This is a genomic window from Methanolacinia paynteri (genome assembly GCF_000784355.1).
Lineage (GTDB): Archaea > Halobacteriota > Methanomicrobia > Methanomicrobiales > Methanomicrobiaceae > Methanolacinia > Methanolacinia paynteri.
On record NZ_KN360934.1, the window covers coordinates 75,534 to 95,884 of the forward strand.

Below are 20,351 nucleotides of genomic sequence, written 5' to 3' on the forward strand. Positions count from 1 at the left end.
AATCTTTCTGAAAGCAGTGGTTTCAATGGCCGATACAGAATATACCGACACGATATTTGAAAAAGAATGCTCCGTGGAACTGATAAAAGGAAGCTCGTTTGATTCATGCACTTTCAGGGACTGTAATCTTCCGGAATGTGATCTTTCGGGCAGGGATTTTACTGAATGTATATTTGAAAACTGTAATCTTGGCAATGTTAAGCTTAATGATACCGGGTTGAAGCAGGTCGAATTTAAGAACTGTAAAATAACAGGAACGGATTTCGGCAGCTGCAGGGACATTATTTTTGAAGTTTCGTTTGAGGACTGTGTAATGGATTTCTGCAATTTTTACAGGAACAATCTCAGGAAGACTTTGTTCTCAGGGTGCAGGTTGACTGAGGCGGATTTTCTGGAGTGCGATCTGAGAGAAGCTTCGTTTAAGAACTGCGATCTTCTGCGGACCGGTTTTATCCAATGTGATCTCTCAGATTCGGATTTCAGGACAGCCCTGAATTATGTAATCGATCCGGAGAAAAACAGGATTGCAGGAGCTAAATTTTCATATCCTGGTGTCCTTGGTCTCCTGGAAAAATATGATATAATCGTCGAATAAAAAATGGTTAATTTTTGGTTATCCTGAGACCTTCATTGTCGATCTTTGTGGCAATCGAGATCTCAAGTCCAAGTTTTTCTGCTATCTTCCGCATCTCTGTTTTCGGTTTTTCCGTTATTACGGCAATCGAAGGACCGACAGAGCTCATGCCTACGAATTCAAGTCCGGACCCTCTCAGTTTGCTCATATAGTGATAGATCTCAAAGGAGTTGTGCTCCACTTCGGCACGTTTCGACCCCCTGAAATCGATCTCGCTTATGACTTCGCCGAGAGTCTTAAGATCGTCCCTGATCAGTGCAGGGATGAGATCCATCAGCACCAGGTATGCTTTGAGTTCCCTGTCGCGGTAATCAAGCTCCCTCGCCCTGTTCATGAGCACGTTGAATTCGTCCTCTCCGTGTGCCTTCGCTTCGGTGGGAGGAATGATGATATAGACATTCTTGTCTGCCGCAAATGAATGGTGGCATACAAGATTCAGTTCGTCCCCGAGGACAGCCATGCCGCCGTAGGTTGCAGCTGCCGGCCCTACTCCCGTCTCAAAGCCATGGATAATATGCCCGTCGCATGTCTCTTCAACGTAGTTGTTCCCTATAAGAAGGCGAATCTGGTCCGAATCAAGTGGTGATCCGACAGCTGAATTCATTGCATGTCCTACTGCCAGAAGAACGCTTCCGGTTGAACCGAGGCCGACGTGCTTCTTTTCGTGGTCCGTGATCTTTATTGCAAATCCCCCGGTGTAACCGGTGACTTTTTTGAAAACCTCTACAAAATGCCTGATTACAGGCACCCTGTCGTATTCGATGGACACTTCCCCGTCTGTGCATGAGACGGTTGCATTAGTATAGAGCTTAATTGCAAACCCGATCCCGCCTCCTCCCGGCCTGTTGGGAGCAAACCGGTTCATGTCAAGGACGGATAAGTGTATCCTTGCAGGAGCGGTTACGATAAATGTGCCTTTTTCAGGAAACGGTTCTTTTTCAGGTTTTATTCCGAGTGTCTCTATGTTTTCACCGATATCGAATGGCGAAAACTCGTACTCTACAAGATCCAGGTCTCCGCCACGGATCGTTAATTTTGCCATGAATAATCTCCGTGTGGGTGAGCAGTCTAATATCTCTCATAATTACTTACGGTCGAAAAAGATGCTCTTACCTGAGGCCGACAGCGGAATGCCGTATGCGACATTGCAATCTCCGAGCCAACCGAGTTTCAGTGCTCCAACGCCTGCCGAAAACATAACCCTGTTGTCGACATTGTTCAGGGATGCGGTCTTAACCGCCGATCCGACTGCTATACCGAGGTCAGCCTGTCTCACCACGCAGTTCGGTCCGGAGAACGCAGAATCGATTCTGTTTTTCTCCTGTGCCTTGCGCATTTCACCGCACGTGGGATAGCCGCATCCTCCGCAGTTGAGCCCGAGGGACGAATCCCCCTTCTCACCTATAATCACGCAGCAGTCAGAGTCCCTTATGTTGCCTGCGTCACGTATAAAAAAGCCGAAGCCGTGCTTTTCTCCGAATTCTACCATTGATTCGGCAAGCGCGTTCAGTTCGTCATCCGATGCTATCCTGACCACCAGGGTGTCTGAACCCTTCGCTTTTGGGGCGGTCCGGGCTGAGACTGCCATCAGTTTTGCGACGATCATCACACCCTCTTTTTCGATAGACATCATGCAGAGATTGGGATTTATATCTTATAAAATCATTGATGCGGTTGGGTATTGAATTCGTTTGAGTAATTGATTTGGGCATAAGCCCCTATCGGGGCAGCCCAAGCGCAAATTTCTGCGAAACTTGCTTAATCGTGATAACCCGGCCTGGGCGCTACACTATAGTAATGTTCAATGATGAGATTTCATGAAAGGAAGTGGTGACCGAAGGCCGGGTTATCGCCGGCGCAAAGCCCTGAGGTCAGGGCGTGTTCGCGAAGCGAACTTGCGCAAGGGTTGCCTCTTTGGAAATTTTGTTCTTTTTAAAAATTGTTGTAAAAATCTTAGATAAAAATAAATTTAAAAATTAAACCAGAGGTAAAGAAAAAAATTATTTGTATTCTCTCTGGGCATAGGAATATTTGTCCGAATCTCCGCCTTTAAAGACGATATAGAGCCAGACATATAACGACTTCAACGTTCCGAACTGGACGTACCTTCTCATGGAGAATTTCACCCACAATTTTGAATTGAGCTTCACCTTCCCGATCTTCCTCATTCTCTGCGCAATCTCTAGGTCATCGCCTGCATCTATGCACTTGTACCCGCCGGTCTGCATATAGGCGCTGCGGGTGAACGCTGTATTGCACCCGAGCGTATAATACAAGGTATGCGTGTAATAGCCGATTCTTGAAAAGATGTTTGCAAGAGCGAGGTAGAATCTGAACTTGATCCCAGGCTCGAGAGGGAGCACCGTTCCGTACAGCTGGACAATCCTTCCATCCTTTTCAAACGATCTGATGATCTTTTCCAGCCAGTCTTCAGGGAGAACACAGTCTGCGTCGGTCGTCGCGATGATATCCGCCGATGAAACCGCCGCACCGTCGTTCCTTGCTCCTCCTACTTTTTTGCTTGTCTGGATCATCACTATATCGGCAAGAGGTTCGGCGAATTCCCGTGTTCTGTCCTTGGAATTCCCGTCGACAACTATAATTTCATAGCTGTCTCTTGGAATAGTCTGCTTTTGAAGAGATTCAAGGCAATTTACGATATTCTGCTCCTCGTTGAATGTCGGGACGACAACGGAGATCTTCGGCGTCATTTGTTCAAAAATGTATGTGATATAAGGCAATATAGGTTTGTCAGTGGGGTTGTTTCCTGTCTTTTACCATAATTGAAAGGACAAGAACAATGATGCAGCAGACGATTCCAAAGTACATGGCCGAATCGAATCCCTCCAGAAATGCTGATGGCTGTATATTTTCACCTTCTCCTGTTCCGGAGAAGAAGGTGAAGATCGCGGTGAATAATGCGGTACCAAGGGCACTCCCAAAATAGATTGCAGTACTCATGACTCCCGATGCGATCTCCCTGTCTTCGTCTTCGGCATGTTCGAGGATCCGGCTGCTGCCGGAGCTCATGAACGGCCCTCCCCCTATGCCCATGATGATGAGCGAGATTAGGATATATGGAAACGTCGTTTCAATGCCGAAGAGCGATATCATCACCATCGAAAGCAGGAATATTGCAGACGATGCCGAACAGATCTTCATGGCGCCGTGTTTATCTGCGAAATAACCGCCTGCAGGGCTGGTTATGGTTATTACAACCGAGGGCACAAGAAGAAGCATGCCGGCACCTGCCGCTGAAAGTTTAAGCACTCCTTCAAAGTAGAATGGCAGGAGAAGGAGAAGACCGCCGTATGCGGCCATGAAAAGGGTATATGCCGTCGTTGCGTAAGAAAAATTCCTGTCTGAAAACATGCGCATTTTTAATAGAGGATCTTTGACCCTGTTTTCTATGAACACAAACACTGCGAAGAGAATTATCGAGACGGCCAGAAATGCTCCAACGGACGACCAGTTCATAGTCTTATCCCCTGCAAAGCTCAGCGGTATCACAAGGAATGCCATTGCTGCAAAGAAGACCGCGGCTCCTGCATAATCGAAACCGCTCTTCCTGCGTGCATTAGGGATGTCTCCCGGGAGAATCCTTGCCGCAGTGATTATTGTGATGACCCCTATCGGGAGGTTGATGAGGAATATCCAGTGCCAGCTGAAGAATTCTGTCAGTAATCCCCCGAGCACCGGACCTATTGCAAATGCCAATGCCGAGGCGGCTGCGATAATTCCAAGTGATTTTGCTCTCTCCGATTCGGGCATATGCACTGCAACGGTCGCAACCGCCGAAGGAGCGATCATCGCAGCTCCCGTTCCCTGTATGAGCCGGAAAATGATGAGTGATGTAATGTCCCATGAAGCGGCGCAGAGAAGTGATGCAACGGTAAATATGGCAATTCCGGCGATGTATACTTTTTTTATTCCGGCGATTGAGAGGACTTTGCTGAATATTATCATAAGTCCGCTGAGTGCAACCAGGTAAACCGTGACGACAAGTGATGCAACACCCATCTCTGCATGGAAGTTGCCGGCAATATACGGAAGAGCTACATTGACGATAGCACCGTCAAGACCGTCCATAAAGGCCCCGAGGCCGACGACTGCAAGAATAAGAATATGAGGGAGGTATTTCCTCTCTGAAGTATTCATCAGGAGTTGTACTCAATCTCAGTATTAAAAGTATTTTGAAGATTTTTCATTCGTATTTATTCATGCGTACTTATTTTTGATATAGTCGAAGACGTGCCTGATGCAGCCGTCCATATTGATATATTCGAATTCGGAGAAACGGCCTACAAGGTCTATTCCCGATCCGGAGAAGTAATCGGTGACGATCTTGATATTCCTGAGGTAATCAAGATCGTAGACCACGTAGGCATATTCGAATCTTTCGACAGTTGTGTAGATCACTTTATCTCTTGAGGATATTATGCCCATATTGATAAGTCCGTCAACGCAGTGTTCGGCAATCTCGTCGTCTGTCATCTTCGAGACCTCGTCACCCTCGTTGAATGTAACTTCGGCAAGAACGGACGAACAGCCCGCAGGTGCGACCTCGGTCGAGTAGTTCGACGGGAAGGAGATCCTGTTGAACCGCCCGATCTCTTTCTGCGGAATATACAGCCACGAGATGTCGTTCATCTCTCCTTCAACACCGATGCCCACGCAGGCGATGGAGTTGTATTTAAGAGATTCAACAGCTTTTGTGACTTCCGCAGGTATATTCTCCAGGCACCTGACAAGACCCTGAACTGGTATCGTGGAGATGACGGATTCGCATACAATATCTTCCGTGCCGTTGCTTATTATGAACCCCTTATCGGTCTTTTTTATGGATTTCACTTCAAAACAGGTTCTTATATCCTCTTTTACCGGCTTTGCTATCGCATGGACCATGGCCTCGATGCCGCCCGTCACAGGATATGAAAATACAGCCTGGTGCGTGTAGCCCTCTGTCTCGATCCCAATCGCAGATTTGATAATGTCCTCGACAGGTGGCCTGGGGATTCTTCCGTCCACCCAGTGCATCGACATCTCCTCTGCCGGGTAGTTCCAGATCTTCTCGTTGTAGGGCACCATGTAAGACTCGGCGATTCCCTTTCCTAATGTATAGTAGATCCAGTCCCTGAAATTTCCAGGTTCTTCGATCTCGCCTTTTTCAACTGCGATAAGGTTCCTTACGAATTCATTTATACAGAAGAAGCAGTCTTCCGGGGGAAGCTGGTAAAGGCCGTTTTCGAACGGGTATTTGACATATCTGCCCTTGAAAAATATCTTGGTATTGCGGTTCCGCTCGTCTTTGTTCTCTTCCAGGACATCCCTCATAAATTCGAGGACTTCATTATCCCTGCTGAAGATAATGTGAGATCCGCCTATATCGAAAGTGAAGCCGTCTTCGGTCTTCGACCTGCACAGGCCGCCGATCTGCCTGTCTCTCTCGAGGATTATAATATCCTCCCCTCTTTCCTTTAGCAGGCGGCCAAGGGTAACTCCGGTCAGTCCTCCGCCCAGAATAGCGATTGTCACAAATATAATTTCGGCCTGTACGACTAATAATGTTGCCAGATGCATATTCTGCTACAGAACAGGATATGTATTTTTTTTGTAGTCGCAGAGCCTAATTATTGACAGATAATTCCTGAGGTTTGATAAATGGATACGAAAATTGAATCGGTAAAAGGCAGGGAAATTCTCGATTCGCGTGGGAATCCGACTGTCGAGGCAGAGGTGTTTTTGAAATGCGGTGCGATGGGAAGAGCGGCATGCCCGTCCGGTGCATCGACAGGAGTGCACGAAGCTGTCGAACTCCGCGACGGGGACAAGAACCGTTTCGGGGGCAAAGGAGTGCTTAAAGCAGTCTCGGCGGTAAACGGCCCTATCGCCGGAAAGGTCGCCGGACTTGATGCGAAGGACCAGTGTGCAGTGGACAACGCCATGATCGGACTTGATGGAACCCCAAACAAGGGAAAGCTCGGGGCAAACGCCATACTCACCGTTTCGATGGCAAATGCAAGGGCTGCTGCTGCCGCCGAAGGAATATCTTTGTGGAGATACCTTGGCAGGGACGACTGCGAACCGCTGCTCCCTGTGCCGTGCATGAATATCATGAACGGAGGTGCACATGCAAACTGGCAGGGTGCCGACCTCCAGGAGTTCATGATTGCTCCTTATGGGGCGCCGTCGTTCAGGGAGGCGCTTCGCTGGGGGGCCGAGGTCTACCAGGCGTTGAAATCCATCCTCAAGGAAAAAGGCCACAGCACTGCTGTCGGTGATGAAGGAGGATTTGCACCGAAGGTCCCGTCGAACGAGGAGCCGCTCCGACTTATTATGGCCGCGATTAAAAAGGCCGGATACAGGCCCGGCGAAGATATTGGAATTGTCCTCGACCCCGCATCGAGCGAGATCTTTAAAGACGGAATGTATGAACTTAAATCCGAGAAGAGGAGACTGACTCCCGCCGAGATGGTCGCCTATTACAAGAATCTCTGCTCGAAATACCCGATCGTTTCAATCGAGGACGGACTCGCGGAAGACGACTGGGACGGCTGGAAGATCCTGACCGACGAGATCGGGGATTCGGTTCAGCTCGTGGGAGACGATCTTTTCGTTACGAATGTGGACAGGATCAAAACGGGTATCGAAAAGGGTGTCGCAAACGCAGTACTTATCAAACTTAACCAGATCGGATCTGTATCGGAAACTATCGATGCCGTCATGCTTGCAAGAAGGAACGGCTGGGCTGCCATGGTCTCCCACAGGAGCGGCGAGACAGTCGATTCGTTCATTGCGGATCTTTCGGTCGCTCTCGGTACAGGCCAGATCAAGACCGGGGCTCCTGCAAGGGGAGAGAGGGTCGAGAAGTATAACCAGCTCTTAAGAATTGAAGAGGAGATGGGCGATTCGGCAAAATATGCCGGACGTTCAGCGTTTATCAGGTAATATACCAATTTTTTCATTTTTTGTGTGAATCTTCAGATCTCTATAAGATCCAATAGAGCCTCCTGAATGGTCCGGTCCGGGAATCTTATTAATAAAAAATATTGTTTACCTGTGTTCCTGAAGGTAAGAGACAACCTTTTCCCTCAGTTCATCCGCATGCGGAGTGAACCACAGGCAGAGAAGGTGGGATGCTTCCCTGACCCAGTAAGCCTCCGAATCCTGAATGTTTTCGTGTGCATAGACGCCGTGATAGAAGAGAACGTCGCTGTCATGGGTGCCGTGAACGATCAGGGCCGGACAGGTAATCTTTTCGACAGGCAGATCGGAAAGGAGAGATAACTGCTCCAGGTCGTTTTCAAGACCGGCCTTTCTGTGGTTATAATCCATAAGTGTCCGGACCATCCGGAAGAACGATCGCATCTGGTTGGGGTCCTTACGAGCTTCCTTTACCTGTGCTTTAATCTGCTCCGGGCGGCAGAGGGTGGAATGGGTGAGGACATCCTCCATGCTCTTTTCCGGAAAGTGCAGGGACATCTTCTCCATAAGTGTGACCCCGGGATTCGACATAACGAGCTTTTCCATAACCTTTCCGATATTTACTGAAAGGAGATATTGCGAAGACACTGCATCCATGGCAACAAGGCACTTTACCCGATCGGGATGACGGATTGCAAATTCATAACCCGGACCCCCGCCGGCAGAACCAAACAATAACGATACCTGGTCTATGTTCAGGGCATCCAGGAGTGCGGCAATTGCATCAGCCTGTTCGGCCGGAGTCTTCCCTGCGGAAAGAGGTGTTCCCAGGTAGCCGGGGCGGCTGACGGAGAGAAGCGAAAAACCTTTGGCGGTGATCCAGTCGAAGAGGAATAGTGTCTGGTCGTAACCTCCGGGTGCACCATGAAGTCCCAGGATGACCGGGCCTTCCCCAATGAGAGAATATTCCATCGTCCCGCAGGATGTCTCAATAGTGCGTTTTGTTGTAAGGAGTTCATCCTGTTTTTTAATCTCATCCTTCAGCCAGCGGTGATAATCCGACGAAAAGAGATCGTCTGACGGTTCCTGTGCCATGAATATTTGTTGAGACAGCATGGTAAAATCAATTTTTATATCCCTGTTCCGAAGTTCCGAAAAAAAGATCAATATATGGATCGCGGAAAGATGATGACATTAATTTCTCTGTTTTTAGTATATCATCGTGAGATTACAACATAGCATTTCTTTCAAAAATTATATATTATACTGATTCTATTCTACAGTTTGAGAGGGGTGCTGTTCTGAAGGATTATGAAAGCCTTAGATCTGCAATGGTTCGATATCAGATCGAAGGAAGGGGCATTTCAGATGAGAATGTCCTGAGAGTCATGGGTGAGATCCCCCGCCACCTGTTTGTCCCGGAAAATATGGCGGGATCTGCATATGAAGACTGTCCACTTCCAATCGGGTACGGCCAGACCATCTCCCAGCCTTACATTGTAGCGGTCATGACCGAACTCCTCGAGCTGAAAAGTACCGATCTGGTTCTCGAACTGGGTACAGGGTCAGGTTATCAGGCAGCCGTAATTGCAGGGATAGCGAAGTTCGTAAGGTCTTACGAACGCGTCCCCGAACTTGCCGAATATGCGAGAAACAACCTCGAAAAAGCCGGAGTATCGAATGTTGAAGTCATATGCAGTGACGGTACTGACCCGGAACCTTACGGGGACGGTTATGATGCCGCCGTCGTTACCGCTGCATCCCCGGATATTCCCGAATATCTTTTCCCCCTGATGAAAGAGGGAGGAAGGATCGTGGCTCCTGTAGGAGGTTATTATATGCAGGATCTGGCAAAAGTCCGGATCACAGGCGGAAAACCTGTCGTGACATATCACGGGGGATGCCGGTTTGTTCCTCTCCTGGGAGCGAGGGGCTGGAAGGAATAAAACCTGTTTTTTTATCCTGGTATTCCATATTAAAAATTGCCGCTCTGCCAAGAATGATATACTCAGCCGTCCTATTATACTGGAATGGTTTCTTTTTTGAAATTCAACGAATTAAATATTTCACCCGAGATCCTTCGGGCAATAGAAGACATGGGTTTTGAAGAACCCACTCCAATACAACAGCGCTCAATTCCTATTATTCTTTCAGGCCGCGATGTTACTGGACAGGCACAGACAGGCACGGGCAAGACCGCCGCGTTTGCAATTCCGCTAATCGAGAATACCGAGCCCGAAAAATGTTCGGTTCAGTCGATTGTTCTGTCGCCTACCAGAGAGCTTACAATACAGATATCAGAGGAATTCAACAGGCTTCTTAAATACCGCAAGGATATACGCGTTCTTCCCGTTTATGGCGGACAGGCTATCGAAAGGCAGCTTCATGAACTGAAGAAAGGTGTTCATATCATTATCGGCACTCCCGGGAGGGTTATGGATCACATGAAGAGGGGAACACTCTCTTTATCCGGTATAAAGACTGTAGTCCTTGATGAAGCGGACCAGATGCTCGAGATGGGATTCCGCGAGGACATGGAGGAGATCCTTTCACAGGCTCCGGGGGAGAGGCAGACTATTCTCTTCTCGGCCACAATGCCCAAGCCTATCCTGAAGATCTCGAAATCGTTCCAGAAAAAGCCGGAGTTTGTCACGATAAACCCTGGACAGCTCACTGTTCCCCTGATAGAACAGAAATATCTCGAAGTTCGTGAAAAAGATAAACTCGAGGTGCTCTGCAGGCTGATAGATATCAATTCCTCCGATTTATCGATGATCTTCTGCAATACGAAAAAGGCAGTCGATGAACTGTCCGAGATGCTCCGCTCAAGGGGGTATTTCGCCGAGGGCCTGCACGGGGATATGAAGCAGCAGCAGAGGGATCGCGTAATGGGCCGTTTCAGGAGCGGTTCGATCGATATCCTCATCGCTACCGACGTTGCGGCAAGGGGTATCGACATCGATGATATCGATGTGGTCTACAACTACGATGTCCCGCAGGATGTTGAATATTATATTCACAGGATTGGAAGAACCGGCAGGGCCGGGAAGAGCGGGATGTCGTATACATTCGTCAGCCCGAAGGAGATCTACAAGCTCCGGATGATAAAGAAGATAGCAAAAGTGAATATCGTCCGGATTGCGATACCTAACGCAGCCGATGTGGAGAATTCTAGGATCGAGAAGGTTCTTGACAGGGTGAAATCGATTATCGCCGAGGAGGATATCGGTCTTTACATACCTGCTGTCGAGAGGCTTATGGAGGAGGATTACACTCTCTCGGAGATCTCTGCGGCACTTTTAAAGATCCAGCTTGAAGGCAGCAGCGGAAAGGTGCAGCCGGGGGAGGAATTCGAACCCGGAGATACCGGTGCAGAACCGGGAATGGTGCGCTTCTTCGTCAATATCGGTAAAAACAAGGGTGTCCGTCCTTCGGATTTCGTAGGAGCAATCGCAGGCGAAGCCGAAATTCCGGGAAACGAGATCGGTGCGATTAATATTATGAAGGACTTTTCCTTCGTTGAGATTCCGGAGCAGTATGCAAAGACTGTCTTTGAAGTGATGAACAGGGGCACGATTCGCGGGAACGAGGTTTCCTTTGAACCTGCAAGAAGAGAACGGAAGCAGAGATCAAGATACTGATTTTAGAATTTAGTTCAGGGAGGAGGAGGCCCCCTCCCTGTGACCCTCCCCCCTATCGCGATATGTCGCAGGAGGGATGGACGAGCATCCCTCCTACTCCTGTTTTTTTGCCGGAGATCATCTATCACAAAAGCACAAAGCCCTGAGTTCAGGGTGTATTCACGGAGTGAACCGAAGGGCTGTCTGTTGCCCCTTCGAGACCTATGGCGACCATCTTTCACATTGCACGATAGTGTAAATGAGGGAACTTGCGAAAGGGGTACCCTAAAGGGGCTTTATTCTTTAGAATTATCTTTGTTTTTAAAAATCATCAAGTCTTGACTGTCTGCTTTTTGCCGAATCAAAACCGGAGAGCGAAACTCCCAGCGATCTTACAGGTCTTTCGTCATATAGATCTGTAAAGATTTCCTTCGCTTTTTCGTATATGACGGTCAGATCGACGGTTGGGTGAAGGAAGGTATCCGCCTTTGACCTGTCGATAAACCCCGCGTACCTGATCTTAACCGTAACCGTCCTGCATGAATATCCCCTGAGTTCAAGTCTTGACTGAACATTTTCACAAAGATTTGAGAGATCCGACAGGAGGACGGATGTATCCGAGACATCCTCCGGGTAGGTTATCTGCTTCCCGATGGACTTCTGGCCCTCCTTCTCCCTGACCTCGCTGTCGTCGATTCCACGGGCAAGCCTGTGCATCATGATCCCGTGTTTTCCGAAGGCATCTTTCAGTTCCTGGATATCACAGCCTAAAAGATCCTTAATAGTGACAATTCCGTGCTTTTCAAGTCTTACTTTTGTCTTTTTACCGATCCCTGGTATTGCATCCACAGGAAGCGGGTCGAGGAAGTCCCTGATCGCATCTGGTCTTACAATGGTCATTCCTGCTGGCTTGTTCATGCCTGATGCAATCTTTGCGATAACCTTGCCTGGTCCGATCCCGACAGAGCAGGTTAGCCCTTCGGCCTGGAAAATCCGCTCTTTGATCTCCCTCCCGACAGATTTGGCATCATCGTATGAACCGATGCAGGATATGTCGAGATATGCCTCGTCAATGCTGACCTGCTGGAATTTGTCAGAATATTCTCTCATGATGTTCATGACATTTGAGGATGTTTTTTTGTAGAGCTGCATGTTTACAGGCAGGAATATGCAGTCCGGGCAGAGCCTGTATGCCGTACTCACAGGCATTGCCGATCTTACTCCGTATTCTCTGGCTTCGTATGAGCAGGTGCTCACGACTCCCCTGCCTTTTCCTCCTTTCGGATCGGCCCCCACAACAACAGGTTTTCCTTTGAGCGACGGGTTCTCCCTGACCTCCACTGAAGCGAAGAAGCTGTCCATGTCTATATGCATAATTATTCTTTGGGCAGGGCGGTTTTCCGTCATCGAATTATGACCATATTCGGATTTATTCCATTATAAAAACTTGTGGCGGAGGAAAAATGTGAAGAAATGCGTTTCGTTCCCGGATCACGTTTTATTTATCTCTCATTAAACCCTAAATGCCATCGTATGATACTAAAGAAGTTTGTCGATTCAGTGGATTATCATGTAAATAAGGACGATATTGAAGGCCTTTTAGTCCGCTTTTACATCACGGCCGATGATCCGGGATCGCCAAACTCAATGTGGGTGATGGAGTTTGAACCCTCAGGTTTTGCTAAGATGCATTCACATAAAGAAGAGCATTACCTGTATGTCCTTGAAGGCATCTGCGAATTAAGGAGCAAGGATGGCAGAATATCTACGGCAGAAGCAGGAGACTCCATATTCGTTCCGGCGTGTGAGGAGCATGAGATTGTCAACTCCGGCGATTCAGTCCTCAAAATGCTCTCACTGATGCCTATTTTAAAAGGTGCAACAGGAAGATCGACGACCCCCTGTGATTAAAAAGAATATTTGAGATTAGTCTCTTGGTTTGATAAACGGCCCGGTCATCGTGATATCGAGCACTTCTTCCGAATTCTTCGGTGTGAGAAGACTTACCACGATCATTGCAATGGCCGCACACGAGAGTGAATAGATGGAGTAGTGCATAGGAAGTTTTGCAACGTACTGGTTCCAGTATGCAAAAATCCCCGAACCGATAAGCCCCACGATCATTGCTACGAGTGCTCCATGTGTCGTTGCACGCCTCCAGTACAGGCCGGCGATGAAAGGAACGGCAAATGTTGAGAGCATCACCCCTATTCCCATCCAGATCAGGAATGCCAGCATCTCGGGCGGATTAATCGCCAGGACCAGTGATATTGCAGCAGCGATGAAGACGCATACCTGGCTTAATCTCAGCACCTGCCTGTCTGATGCATCGGGTTTTAGCAGGTTTTTATAGATATCCCATGAGAACATGGTTCCGATTGTCAACATAAGCCTGTCTGTTGTAGACATCACTGCAGAGAGGACAATCACTGCAAAAAGCGCCCATATAAGCATGTTTGGAGACGCAAATTCGACGCCATACATAAAAGCGAAATCCTGGGCGTTTACGGTTGCGGGCAGGACCAGCTTCCCTTCTTCTACCAGAACCCGGACAGCAAAGCCGGAGATCTTCACCAGGGATATTACGACAAGATATAGAACGAATGCAACCAGCGGAGACCATTTGAAGAACTTTTCTTCCTTTGCCGCAAGAACATTGTTTACGACATGCGGTGCACAGGCAAGTCCGATCGTCAGCATGATTACAAAGCCTACAAGGTACTCGGGTGTGCAGTACGCGTATGATGCATAAGCGCTCGGGAAGTATGGCTGGATCAGGTTGGGATCGATGGAAGAAAGTACTGTATTGATATGCTCAAGCCCTCCTGCTGAAATGATGACCAGCGGTGCCATAATCAGGACGCCGATGATAAGGATCCCACCCTGTATCAGTGTTGTCCATGATACTGCGTACATTCCTCCGATGACCGTATATGCCGTAATGATGATGGCGGCAATTAGAAGGGCAACGACATGATCGATTCCGAATAGCCAGACCAGCACTATGCTTATTGCAGTATACTGGCCGACGAGGTATATCAGCGAGACTATAATCCCTGCAACTGCCGATACTCCCCTGACCGCCTTGGGACTTTCGAATCTCTGGGCAAAGTAATCCTCTACGGTCATATATCCTGACCTTTTGCCGATATAGTGCAGTTTCACACCGAAGACAATTATCGCAAAGGCTGCTGCAAGCGGAACGGCGAGCTCTTCCCAGAATCCGGGCCACCCTGAAGCAAAACCGAATCCGCTGACGCCTACAAGAGTCATTCCTGAGCATACTGATGCGACCATCAGGATTGTAAATACCCAGAATCCCAGGGAACGCCCTGCAAGTATGTAGTCCTCGCTGGAATGCACTTTTTTAGATGCCCAGCTCCCTATTGCGAGCAGGCCTATAGCATAAAGCACTATTACGCCGATTGTTAACCAGTCCCCGCTCATTCTTCTTCCTCCTTAAATGTAAGGCCCCAGTAAAGGAGAACGAGAATTATCAGCGCCGTAGCAAATCCTGTGGCAAATATTGTTGAAAATGGAAGACCAAACATAAACTCCATGCTAATGTGTGCCACGCTAACATATAACACGATCGATATTTCTTTGGAGCTTGTATTTACAGAGATATGATGTTCGAGAGATATTTCCAGAATTTTAAACTGATTTTTTGTATTTTTTTGATCCAATGAAAATTATAAATATTTATGGTTTATTAAAACCCGGGGATACAGGATAGATCAGGCCAAACCTTTCGGTAACAGAGGGTCTTCGTTTTTTTCATCTGGTGCTCAGAAAAAGATATGACTCTGGAAAATATTTGTTCGATACCCGAATCCTAGTTCTTTACAGATTGCGGTTCGAGCATTTGTCTTACAATTTCCTTTACTTCATCTGACCATTCTGAATCACTGGTGCCTTTCGCTGGTTTCCCGTCCGGCTGCATATTATCAGGAACAAATTCCCTTCCCCCGAGTTTTTCCGCCACCTTTTTTCTAACACATTTTCTAAGGTAACTGCCTTTGCAATAATTGTTGATCAGGTGGTTGACTCTGGCTCCGCCGTTTGCCGAGTATCTTCCAATCCATTTGCATGTACCGAAGAATGGACAATTTGCCATTATAAATCAAAAAGGGGAATTCTAATATAAAAAGGTATTGTATGTTGCAGTTAATGCCTGAAATGGCGTACTCCGGTGAATACCATTGCAACATTAAGCCTGTTTGCGGCTTCGATTACTTCTTTATCACGTATGGAGCCTCCCGGCTGAAGGAGGGCGGTGGCACCGGCTTTTGCTGCTACTTCCAGGGTGTCGGGGAAGGGAAGGAATGCGTCAGATGCGACAGCTGAATCCTTTAATGAGAATTGTGCCTTCGAGACCGCGATTTCTGCAGAATTTACCCTGTTCATCTGGCCTGCACCGATACCAAGTGCTGATTTTTTGTCTGCAAAGATAATTGCATTGCTCTTTGTATGTTTGCAGATCTTCATTGCAAGCTTCATTGCTTCCATCTCATCTGCTGTCGGTTCGCGCTCTGTTACGACCTCCCAGTTTTCAGTGATGTCTTTCGGGGTTTTCTGGACGAGTGCGCCGCCGTCTATAGTCCGGAGTTCCTGTGTCTCCTCATCGGGCGGAAGAACAAGAACACGCATGTTCTCTTTCCTTTTCATTATTTCGAGCGCTTCTTTGGTATAGGATGGTGCAATTACGACCTCGATGAATGTTGATGCGATCTCCTCTGCCATGTCCGGCCCTACTTCCCTGTTTAATGCCACTATTCCGCCGTATGCAGACACCGGGTCGACGTCTCTTGCTCTTATGTATGCCTCATGAAGCGTGTTGCCGATTGCAACACCGCAGGGATTGTTGTGCTTAACGATAACCGCGGCTGTCTCATCGAATTCACGCAGGAGCCTGACTGCGGAGTCTGTGTCCAGGTAGTTGTTATAGGACATGGCCTTGCCCTGGAGGGATTCCTGGCCCGCGATTCCGCTTTCTCCGTATACCGCTGCTTTCTGGTGAGGATTTTCACCGTACCTGAGCTCTCTTCCGTTCCTGAACTGAACTGAAAGAACTTCGGGAAACTCAGATTCGATGGAATATAGGTAATTGCTTATTGCACCGTCATAGGCGGCCATTCTTGCAAAGACCTTTCTTGCAAGATAGAGCCTTTCGGCTTCTGTCAGGCCGTTCTCCTTAACAGCGGCCTTTATGAAGTCATAGTCCTTCGGGTCGGTTACCACTGCGACGTCCCTGAAATTCTTGGCCGCAGCTCTTATCATTGCAGGTCCGCCGATGTCAATATATTCAACGAGTTCGTTTAAAGGCAGCCCTTTGCCTGACATATCTTCGAACGGGTAGAGATTTACGACAAGGAGGTCTATCTTTTCGATACCGCGCTCTGCCATAACCGCGTCATCGATTCCTCTCCTTCCCAGGAGGCCTCCATGTATCTTCGGGTGGAGCGTCTTAACCCTGCCGTCCATCATTTCGGGGGCTCCGGTATATTCCGAGACTTCGGTGATCTCAATTCCCGCATTTGAGAGCTCTTTTGCAGTGCCGCCGGAACTCAAAAGCTTGAAATCATTTTCAACCAGAGTTCTCGCAAGATCTACAATTCCGGTTTTATCCCATACCGATAGAAGTGCATACTTCATGTCTATTAATATGGATTTGAAAAAGAAATAATGTATACCTCCGGTTTCATCCGGATCTGAACTTATATCAAAATAAGAAAATCAGGCTTATCTGATTTGTCGGCCTTTCTATCTGATTCGATCTTACATATTTGGAGAACTATTATATAGAACTGTTTGCAGATAGATAATTAATATTATATAGAACTACTAACCATTTAGTATGGTATAAAGGTTAAAAATCGACTATATGGAGTATTGGACGATGAATGATGAGGATCCAGAAAATAGAACAATCACTGATTCGGACCAGGACTCCCTTTCAATGGAAGACTATGCCGTTGTTGGGGATTATGAAGGGGACGAAACAGGGGAGTGTAACGATTCCGGGGCGGCAAAGATAGCTGAACTTCAGGCCACGATTGATGAGCTGAACGACAGGTACCTGCGCTTTGCCGCGGATTTCGAAAATTTCAGGAAAAGAAGCTCCCGTGAAACGAATGAAAAGGTGAACCGGGCAATCGAACAGTTTGCATCAGGAATACTGGAAGTTGCAGACAATCTTGAAAGAGCCGCCGGTTCTGACGATTCGTCCCTTCGCGAAGGGCTGGAACAGATTCAGAAGATCCTCAGAAAAGTTCTCGAACAACATTCAATACGTCCCATTGAGTCGGTAAACAAAAAATTCGATCCTGAAAAACACGAAGCCATCGCCTATGTCCCTTCGGACTCCGAAGAGGGTACTGTAATCGATGAAGTCTCATGCGGGTACTGCATGGGGGATCGTGTAATCAGGACTGCAAAAGTCGCAGTATCTAAAGGAAAAACTGAAAAAAATTAAAATGAGGAGAAATAATAATGGCATCAAATAAAGTTCTCGGAATTGATCTTGGAACGACCAACTCATGTATGTCGATTATGGAAGGCGGAAAGCCTGTAGTCATTCCAAATGCAGAGGGCGCAAGAACGACACCTTCGGTAGTAGCCTTTTCAAAAGACGGCGAACGCCTGATCGGAAGCGTTGCAAAACGCCAGGCTGTAACAAACCCCGACAGGACAATAATCTCGATAAAGAGGGATATGGGAACCGACCGGAAGATCAAGATCGACGATAAGGTCTTTACACCCCAGGAAATCTCTGCGATGATCCTCCAGAAGCTCAAGGTCGATGCAGAGGCATACCTTGGCGAGGAGATCAAGAAGGCAGTGATCACGGTTCCTGCCTATTTCAACGATGCACAGAGGAATGCTACGAAAGACGCCGGAAAGATTGCAGGCCTCGAAGTCATGAGGATTATAAACGAGCCGACGGCCAGTGCACTTGCATACGGCATCGAGAAAGAAGGGGATGCAACCGTCCTGGTCTTTGATCTCGGTGGCGGAACTTTCGATGTATCAATACTTACACTTGGAGACGGTGTCTTCGAGGTTCAGGCAACTGCCGGAGACAACCATCTCGGAGGAGACGACTTCGATCACCTGGTTGTTAAGTATCTTGTCGATGAGTTCAAGAAGCAGGAGGGCATCGATCTCAGCTCGGACAAGATGGCGATGCAGAGGCTCCGCGACGCAGCAGAGAATGCAAAGAAAGAGCTTTCGACAGTCCAGAAAACGAATATCAACCTGCCTTACATTACAACAGATTCAAGCGGCCCGAAGTTCCTCGATATCGACCTTACAAGAGCAAAGTTCGAGCAGCTTATCGGCGACCTTGTCGACAGGACGATCGGCCCGGTCAAGCAGGCGTTAAGCGATGCAAAACTTACGGCAAAAGACATCGATCATGTCCTCCTTGTAGGCGGTTCGACGCGTGTCCCTCTTGTGCAGGAGAGGATAAAGGCGCTTCTCGCAAAGGAGCCGGACAAGGGAATAAACCCTGATGAGTGCGTGGCAGTCGGTGCATCGATCCAGGGAGGAGTCCTTACAGGCGAGGCAAAGGATGTTGTTCTTCTTGATGTCACACCACTGACGCTCTCGATCGAGACCCTCGGCGGAATCGCGACAAAACTCATCGAGAGAAATACGACAATTCCGACAAAGAAGAGCCAGATCTTCACAACCGCGGCCGACAACCAGACAAGTGTCGAGATCCACGTAGTTCAGGGAGAGCGTGCGATGGCATCCGACAACTTCACGCTCGGAAAGTTCCAGTTGACCGGAATTCCGCCTGCACCCCGCGGTATTCCCCAGATCGAGGTGACATTCGATATCGATGCAAACGGAATCATAAATGTCTCCGCAAAGGATCTCGGAACAGGAAACCAGCAGGCGATCACGATCTCGGGCGACAAGAGACTCTCCAAGGATGAGATCGATGAGATGGTAAACAAGGCGAAGGACTTCGAAGATGCCGACAAGAAGAAGCGCGAAGAGATCGAGATAAAGAACAGCGCCGACAACTCGGTCTTCGCAGCGGAAAAACTCCTTAAAGAGAGTGAGGATAAGATCGAGGCGGAAGACAAAGGAAAGATCGAGTCTGCCCTTGAAAAGGTCAAGAAGACCATGGAAGGAGAGGACATCGAGGCCCTGAAGAAGGATGTCGAAGAGCTCCAGGAGGCTGTTTTCGCCGCGACAACGAAGATCTACCAGAAGGCGCAGGCAGAGGCCGAAGCGGCCAAGGCCGGAGAAGGCGCTGATGCTGCAGGCGAGGATGAAACTGTTGTCGATGCCGATTACGAAGTAAAAGACGACGAGAAGAAGGAATAAGTCTTGGGTTCGGGATGTAACGATGGGTGCCAAAAACTACTATGACGTCTTGAATGTTTCGAAGGACGCAAACGAACAGGAGATAAAAAAGGCATACCGCACCCTGACGAAGAAATACCACCCGGATGTCTGCAAGGAAGAGGGCGCCGAGGAGAAATTCAAGGAGATAAACGAAGCCTACAGCGTCCTCTCCGATTCCCAGAAGCGGGCCCAGTATGATCATATGGGTCACGAGACCTTTACAAATGCCTCCAAAGGCCAGTATACAGGGGGAGGCTTTGGCGGTGCGGGTTTCAACGCCGATTTCGGCGGATTCGGGGATATATTCGATGCATTCTTCGGCGGCGGTGCGGGCCAGCGGAGAGGGCCACGCGGCCCCCAGCCGGGAGCCGATCTCCTGATGCGGGTTCAGGTCACCCTGAAAGATGCGGTCCTGGGAACATCCAAGGATATCGATGTGATGCACACCGAGGCCTGTGAGGAATGCGAAGGCACCGGAAGTTCTACTAAGAAGACCCGGGTATGCCCCCGCTGCGGGGGTTCGGGCCAGGAGAGGCGTGAGAACAGGACTCCGTTCGGTAGTTTCGTGAGCATGACCACATGTTCGCAGTGCAGGGGCCGCGGGAAGATTCCTGAGCAGACCTGTTCAAAGTGCGGTGGATCAGGGCATAAAAAGGTTAAAAGGACGATCACCGTCAATATACCTGCCGGCATCGAGTCGGGCATGCGGCTCCGCATGGAAGGGTACGGCGAGGCGGGAGATCCGGGTGCGTCAAACGGCGATCTCTTCATAGAGGTTGATGTACTGGCGGACTCCAAATTCAAACGCCTGG

General features: G+C 48.5%; 18 protein-coding genes. 8 read left to right on the plus strand and 10 right to left on the minus strand.

The window, feature by feature from the left end:
* Nucleotides 1–25 precede the first annotated feature (25 nt).
* Nucleotides 26–595 (plus strand): pentapeptide repeat-containing protein, encoded by a 570-nt coding sequence (locus METPAY_RS08865; protein WP_048151477.1) that lies wholly within the window; start codon nucleotides 26–28, stop codon nucleotides 593–595.
* A 7-nt stretch (nucleotides 596–602) separates the two neighbouring features.
* Here the strand turns inward: METPAY_RS08865 and METPAY_RS08870 are convergent, their stop codons facing one another.
* From METPAY_RS08870 to METPAY_RS08890, 5 genes are all read right to left on the minus strand, one after another.
* Nucleotides 603–1,676: a GHMP family kinase ATP-binding protein gene (locus METPAY_RS08870; RefSeq protein ID WP_048151479.1), complete on the minus strand. Its 1,074-nt coding sequence runs from the start codon at nucleotides 1,674–1,676 to the stop codon at nucleotides 603–605.
* A 42-nt stretch (nucleotides 1,677–1,718) separates the two neighbouring features.
* On the minus strand, nucleotides 1,719–2,264 hold the full coding sequence (locus METPAY_RS08875) for a ferredoxin domain-containing protein (RefSeq protein WP_048151481.1): 546 nt from the start codon (nucleotides 2,262–2,264) through the stop codon (nucleotides 1,719–1,721).
* Nucleotides 2,265–2,634: 370 nt separating this feature from the next.
* Nucleotides 2,635–3,345 (minus strand): glycosyltransferase, encoded by a 711-nt coding sequence (locus METPAY_RS08880; RefSeq protein ID WP_048151630.1) that lies wholly within the window; start codon nucleotides 3,343–3,345, stop codon nucleotides 2,635–2,637.
* A 40-nt stretch (nucleotides 3,346–3,385) separates the two neighbouring features.
* The gene (locus METPAY_RS08885; protein WP_048151482.1) at nucleotides 3,386–4,792 is read right to left on the minus strand and encodes an MFS transporter; all 1,407 of its coding nucleotides are present in this window, start codon (nucleotides 4,790–4,792) and stop codon (nucleotides 3,386–3,388) included.
* 60 nt (nucleotides 4,793–4,852) lie between these two features.
* Entirely contained in the window at nucleotides 4,853–6,214 is a 1,362-nt protein-coding gene (locus tag METPAY_RS08890; RefSeq protein ID WP_048151484.1) for a protoporphyrinogen/coproporphyrinogen oxidase, read from the minus strand.
* Nucleotides 6,215–6,295: 81 nt separating this feature from the next.
* On the opposite strand from METPAY_RS08890, the gene eno reads away from it, so the two are divergent.
* A complete protein-coding gene (gene eno, locus METPAY_RS08895; protein WP_048151486.1) occupies nucleotides 6,296–7,582 on the plus strand; it encodes a phosphopyruvate hydratase in 1,287 nt (428 codons plus the stop codon).
* 105 nt (nucleotides 7,583–7,687) lie between these two features.
* On the opposite strand, the gene METPAY_RS08900 is transcribed toward eno, so the two are convergent.
* The gene (locus METPAY_RS08900; protein ID WP_052418753.1) at nucleotides 7,688–8,653 is read right to left on the minus strand and encodes an alpha/beta fold hydrolase; all 966 of its coding nucleotides are present in this window, start codon (nucleotides 8,651–8,653) and stop codon (nucleotides 7,688–7,690) included.
* Between the two features lie 206 nt (nucleotides 8,654–8,859).
* On the opposite strand from METPAY_RS08900, the gene METPAY_RS08905 reads away from it, so the two are divergent.
* Entirely contained in the window at nucleotides 8,860–9,504 is a 645-nt protein-coding gene (locus tag METPAY_RS08905) for a protein-L-isoaspartate(D-aspartate) O-methyltransferase (RefSeq protein WP_084600765.1), read from the plus strand.
* Nucleotides 9,505–9,588: 84 nt separating this feature from the next.
* Nucleotides 9,589–11,199 carry a DEAD/DEAH box helicase gene (locus METPAY_RS08910; protein WP_048151490.1) on the plus strand — a complete coding sequence of 537 codons (1,611 nt, stop codon included), beginning with the start codon at nucleotides 9,589–9,591 and terminating at the stop codon, nucleotides 11,197–11,199.
* Between the two features lie 300 nt (nucleotides 11,200–11,499).
* Here METPAY_RS08910 and dinB read toward each other — a convergent pair whose 3' ends face one another.
* On the minus strand, nucleotides 11,500–12,585 hold the full coding sequence (dinB, locus tag METPAY_RS08915; RefSeq protein WP_048151491.1) for a DNA polymerase IV: 1,086 nt from the start codon (nucleotides 12,583–12,585) through the stop codon (nucleotides 11,500–11,502).
* 126 nt (nucleotides 12,586–12,711) lie between these two features.
* On the opposite strand from dinB, the gene METPAY_RS08920 reads away from it, so the two are divergent.
* Nucleotides 12,712–13,089, plus strand: coding sequence for a cupin domain-containing protein (locus tag METPAY_RS08920; RefSeq protein WP_048151492.1), 378 nt, complete (start codon nucleotides 12,712–12,714; stop codon nucleotides 13,087–13,089).
* 15 nt (nucleotides 13,090–13,104) lie between these two features.
* Here the strand turns inward: METPAY_RS08920 and METPAY_RS08925 are convergent, their stop codons facing one another.
* The 3 genes from METPAY_RS08925 to purH form a co-directional block, all read right to left on the minus strand.
* Entirely contained in the window at nucleotides 13,105–14,625 is a 1,521-nt protein-coding gene (locus METPAY_RS08925) for a sodium:solute symporter family protein (protein ID WP_048151493.1), read from the minus strand.
* Between the two features lie 388 nt (nucleotides 14,626–15,013).
* Nucleotides 15,014–15,295: a hypothetical protein gene (locus METPAY_RS08935; RefSeq protein WP_048151496.1), complete on the minus strand. Its 282-nt coding sequence runs from the start codon at nucleotides 15,293–15,295 to the stop codon at nucleotides 15,014–15,016.
* A gap of 50 nt (nucleotides 15,296–15,345) precedes the next feature.
* Nucleotides 15,346–16,833 (minus strand): bifunctional phosphoribosylaminoimidazolecarboxamide formyltransferase/IMP cyclohydrolase, encoded by a 1,488-nt coding sequence (gene purH, locus METPAY_RS08940; protein ID WP_048151498.1) that lies wholly within the window; start codon nucleotides 16,831–16,833, stop codon nucleotides 15,346–15,348.
* Nucleotides 16,834–17,077: 244 nt separating this feature from the next.
* Here purH and METPAY_RS08945 point away from each other — a divergent pair, with 244 nt between their 5' ends.
* The 3 genes from METPAY_RS08945 to METPAY_RS08955 all read left to right on the plus strand — a co-directional run.
* Nucleotides 17,078–17,653 carry a nucleotide exchange factor GrpE gene (locus METPAY_RS08945; RefSeq protein WP_048151635.1) on the plus strand — a complete coding sequence of 192 codons (576 nt, stop codon included), beginning with the start codon at nucleotides 17,078–17,080 and terminating at the stop codon, nucleotides 17,651–17,653.
* Between the two features lie 17 nt (nucleotides 17,654–17,670).
* The gene (dnaK, locus tag METPAY_RS08950; protein ID WP_048151500.1) at nucleotides 17,671–19,518 is read left to right on the plus strand and encodes a molecular chaperone DnaK; all 1,848 of its coding nucleotides are present in this window, start codon (nucleotides 17,671–17,673) and stop codon (nucleotides 19,516–19,518) included.
* A 22-nt stretch (nucleotides 19,519–19,540) separates the two neighbouring features.
* On the plus strand, nucleotides 19,541–20,351 hold an 811-nt coding region (locus METPAY_RS08955; protein ID WP_048151653.1), incomplete at its 3' end, for a DnaJ domain-containing protein.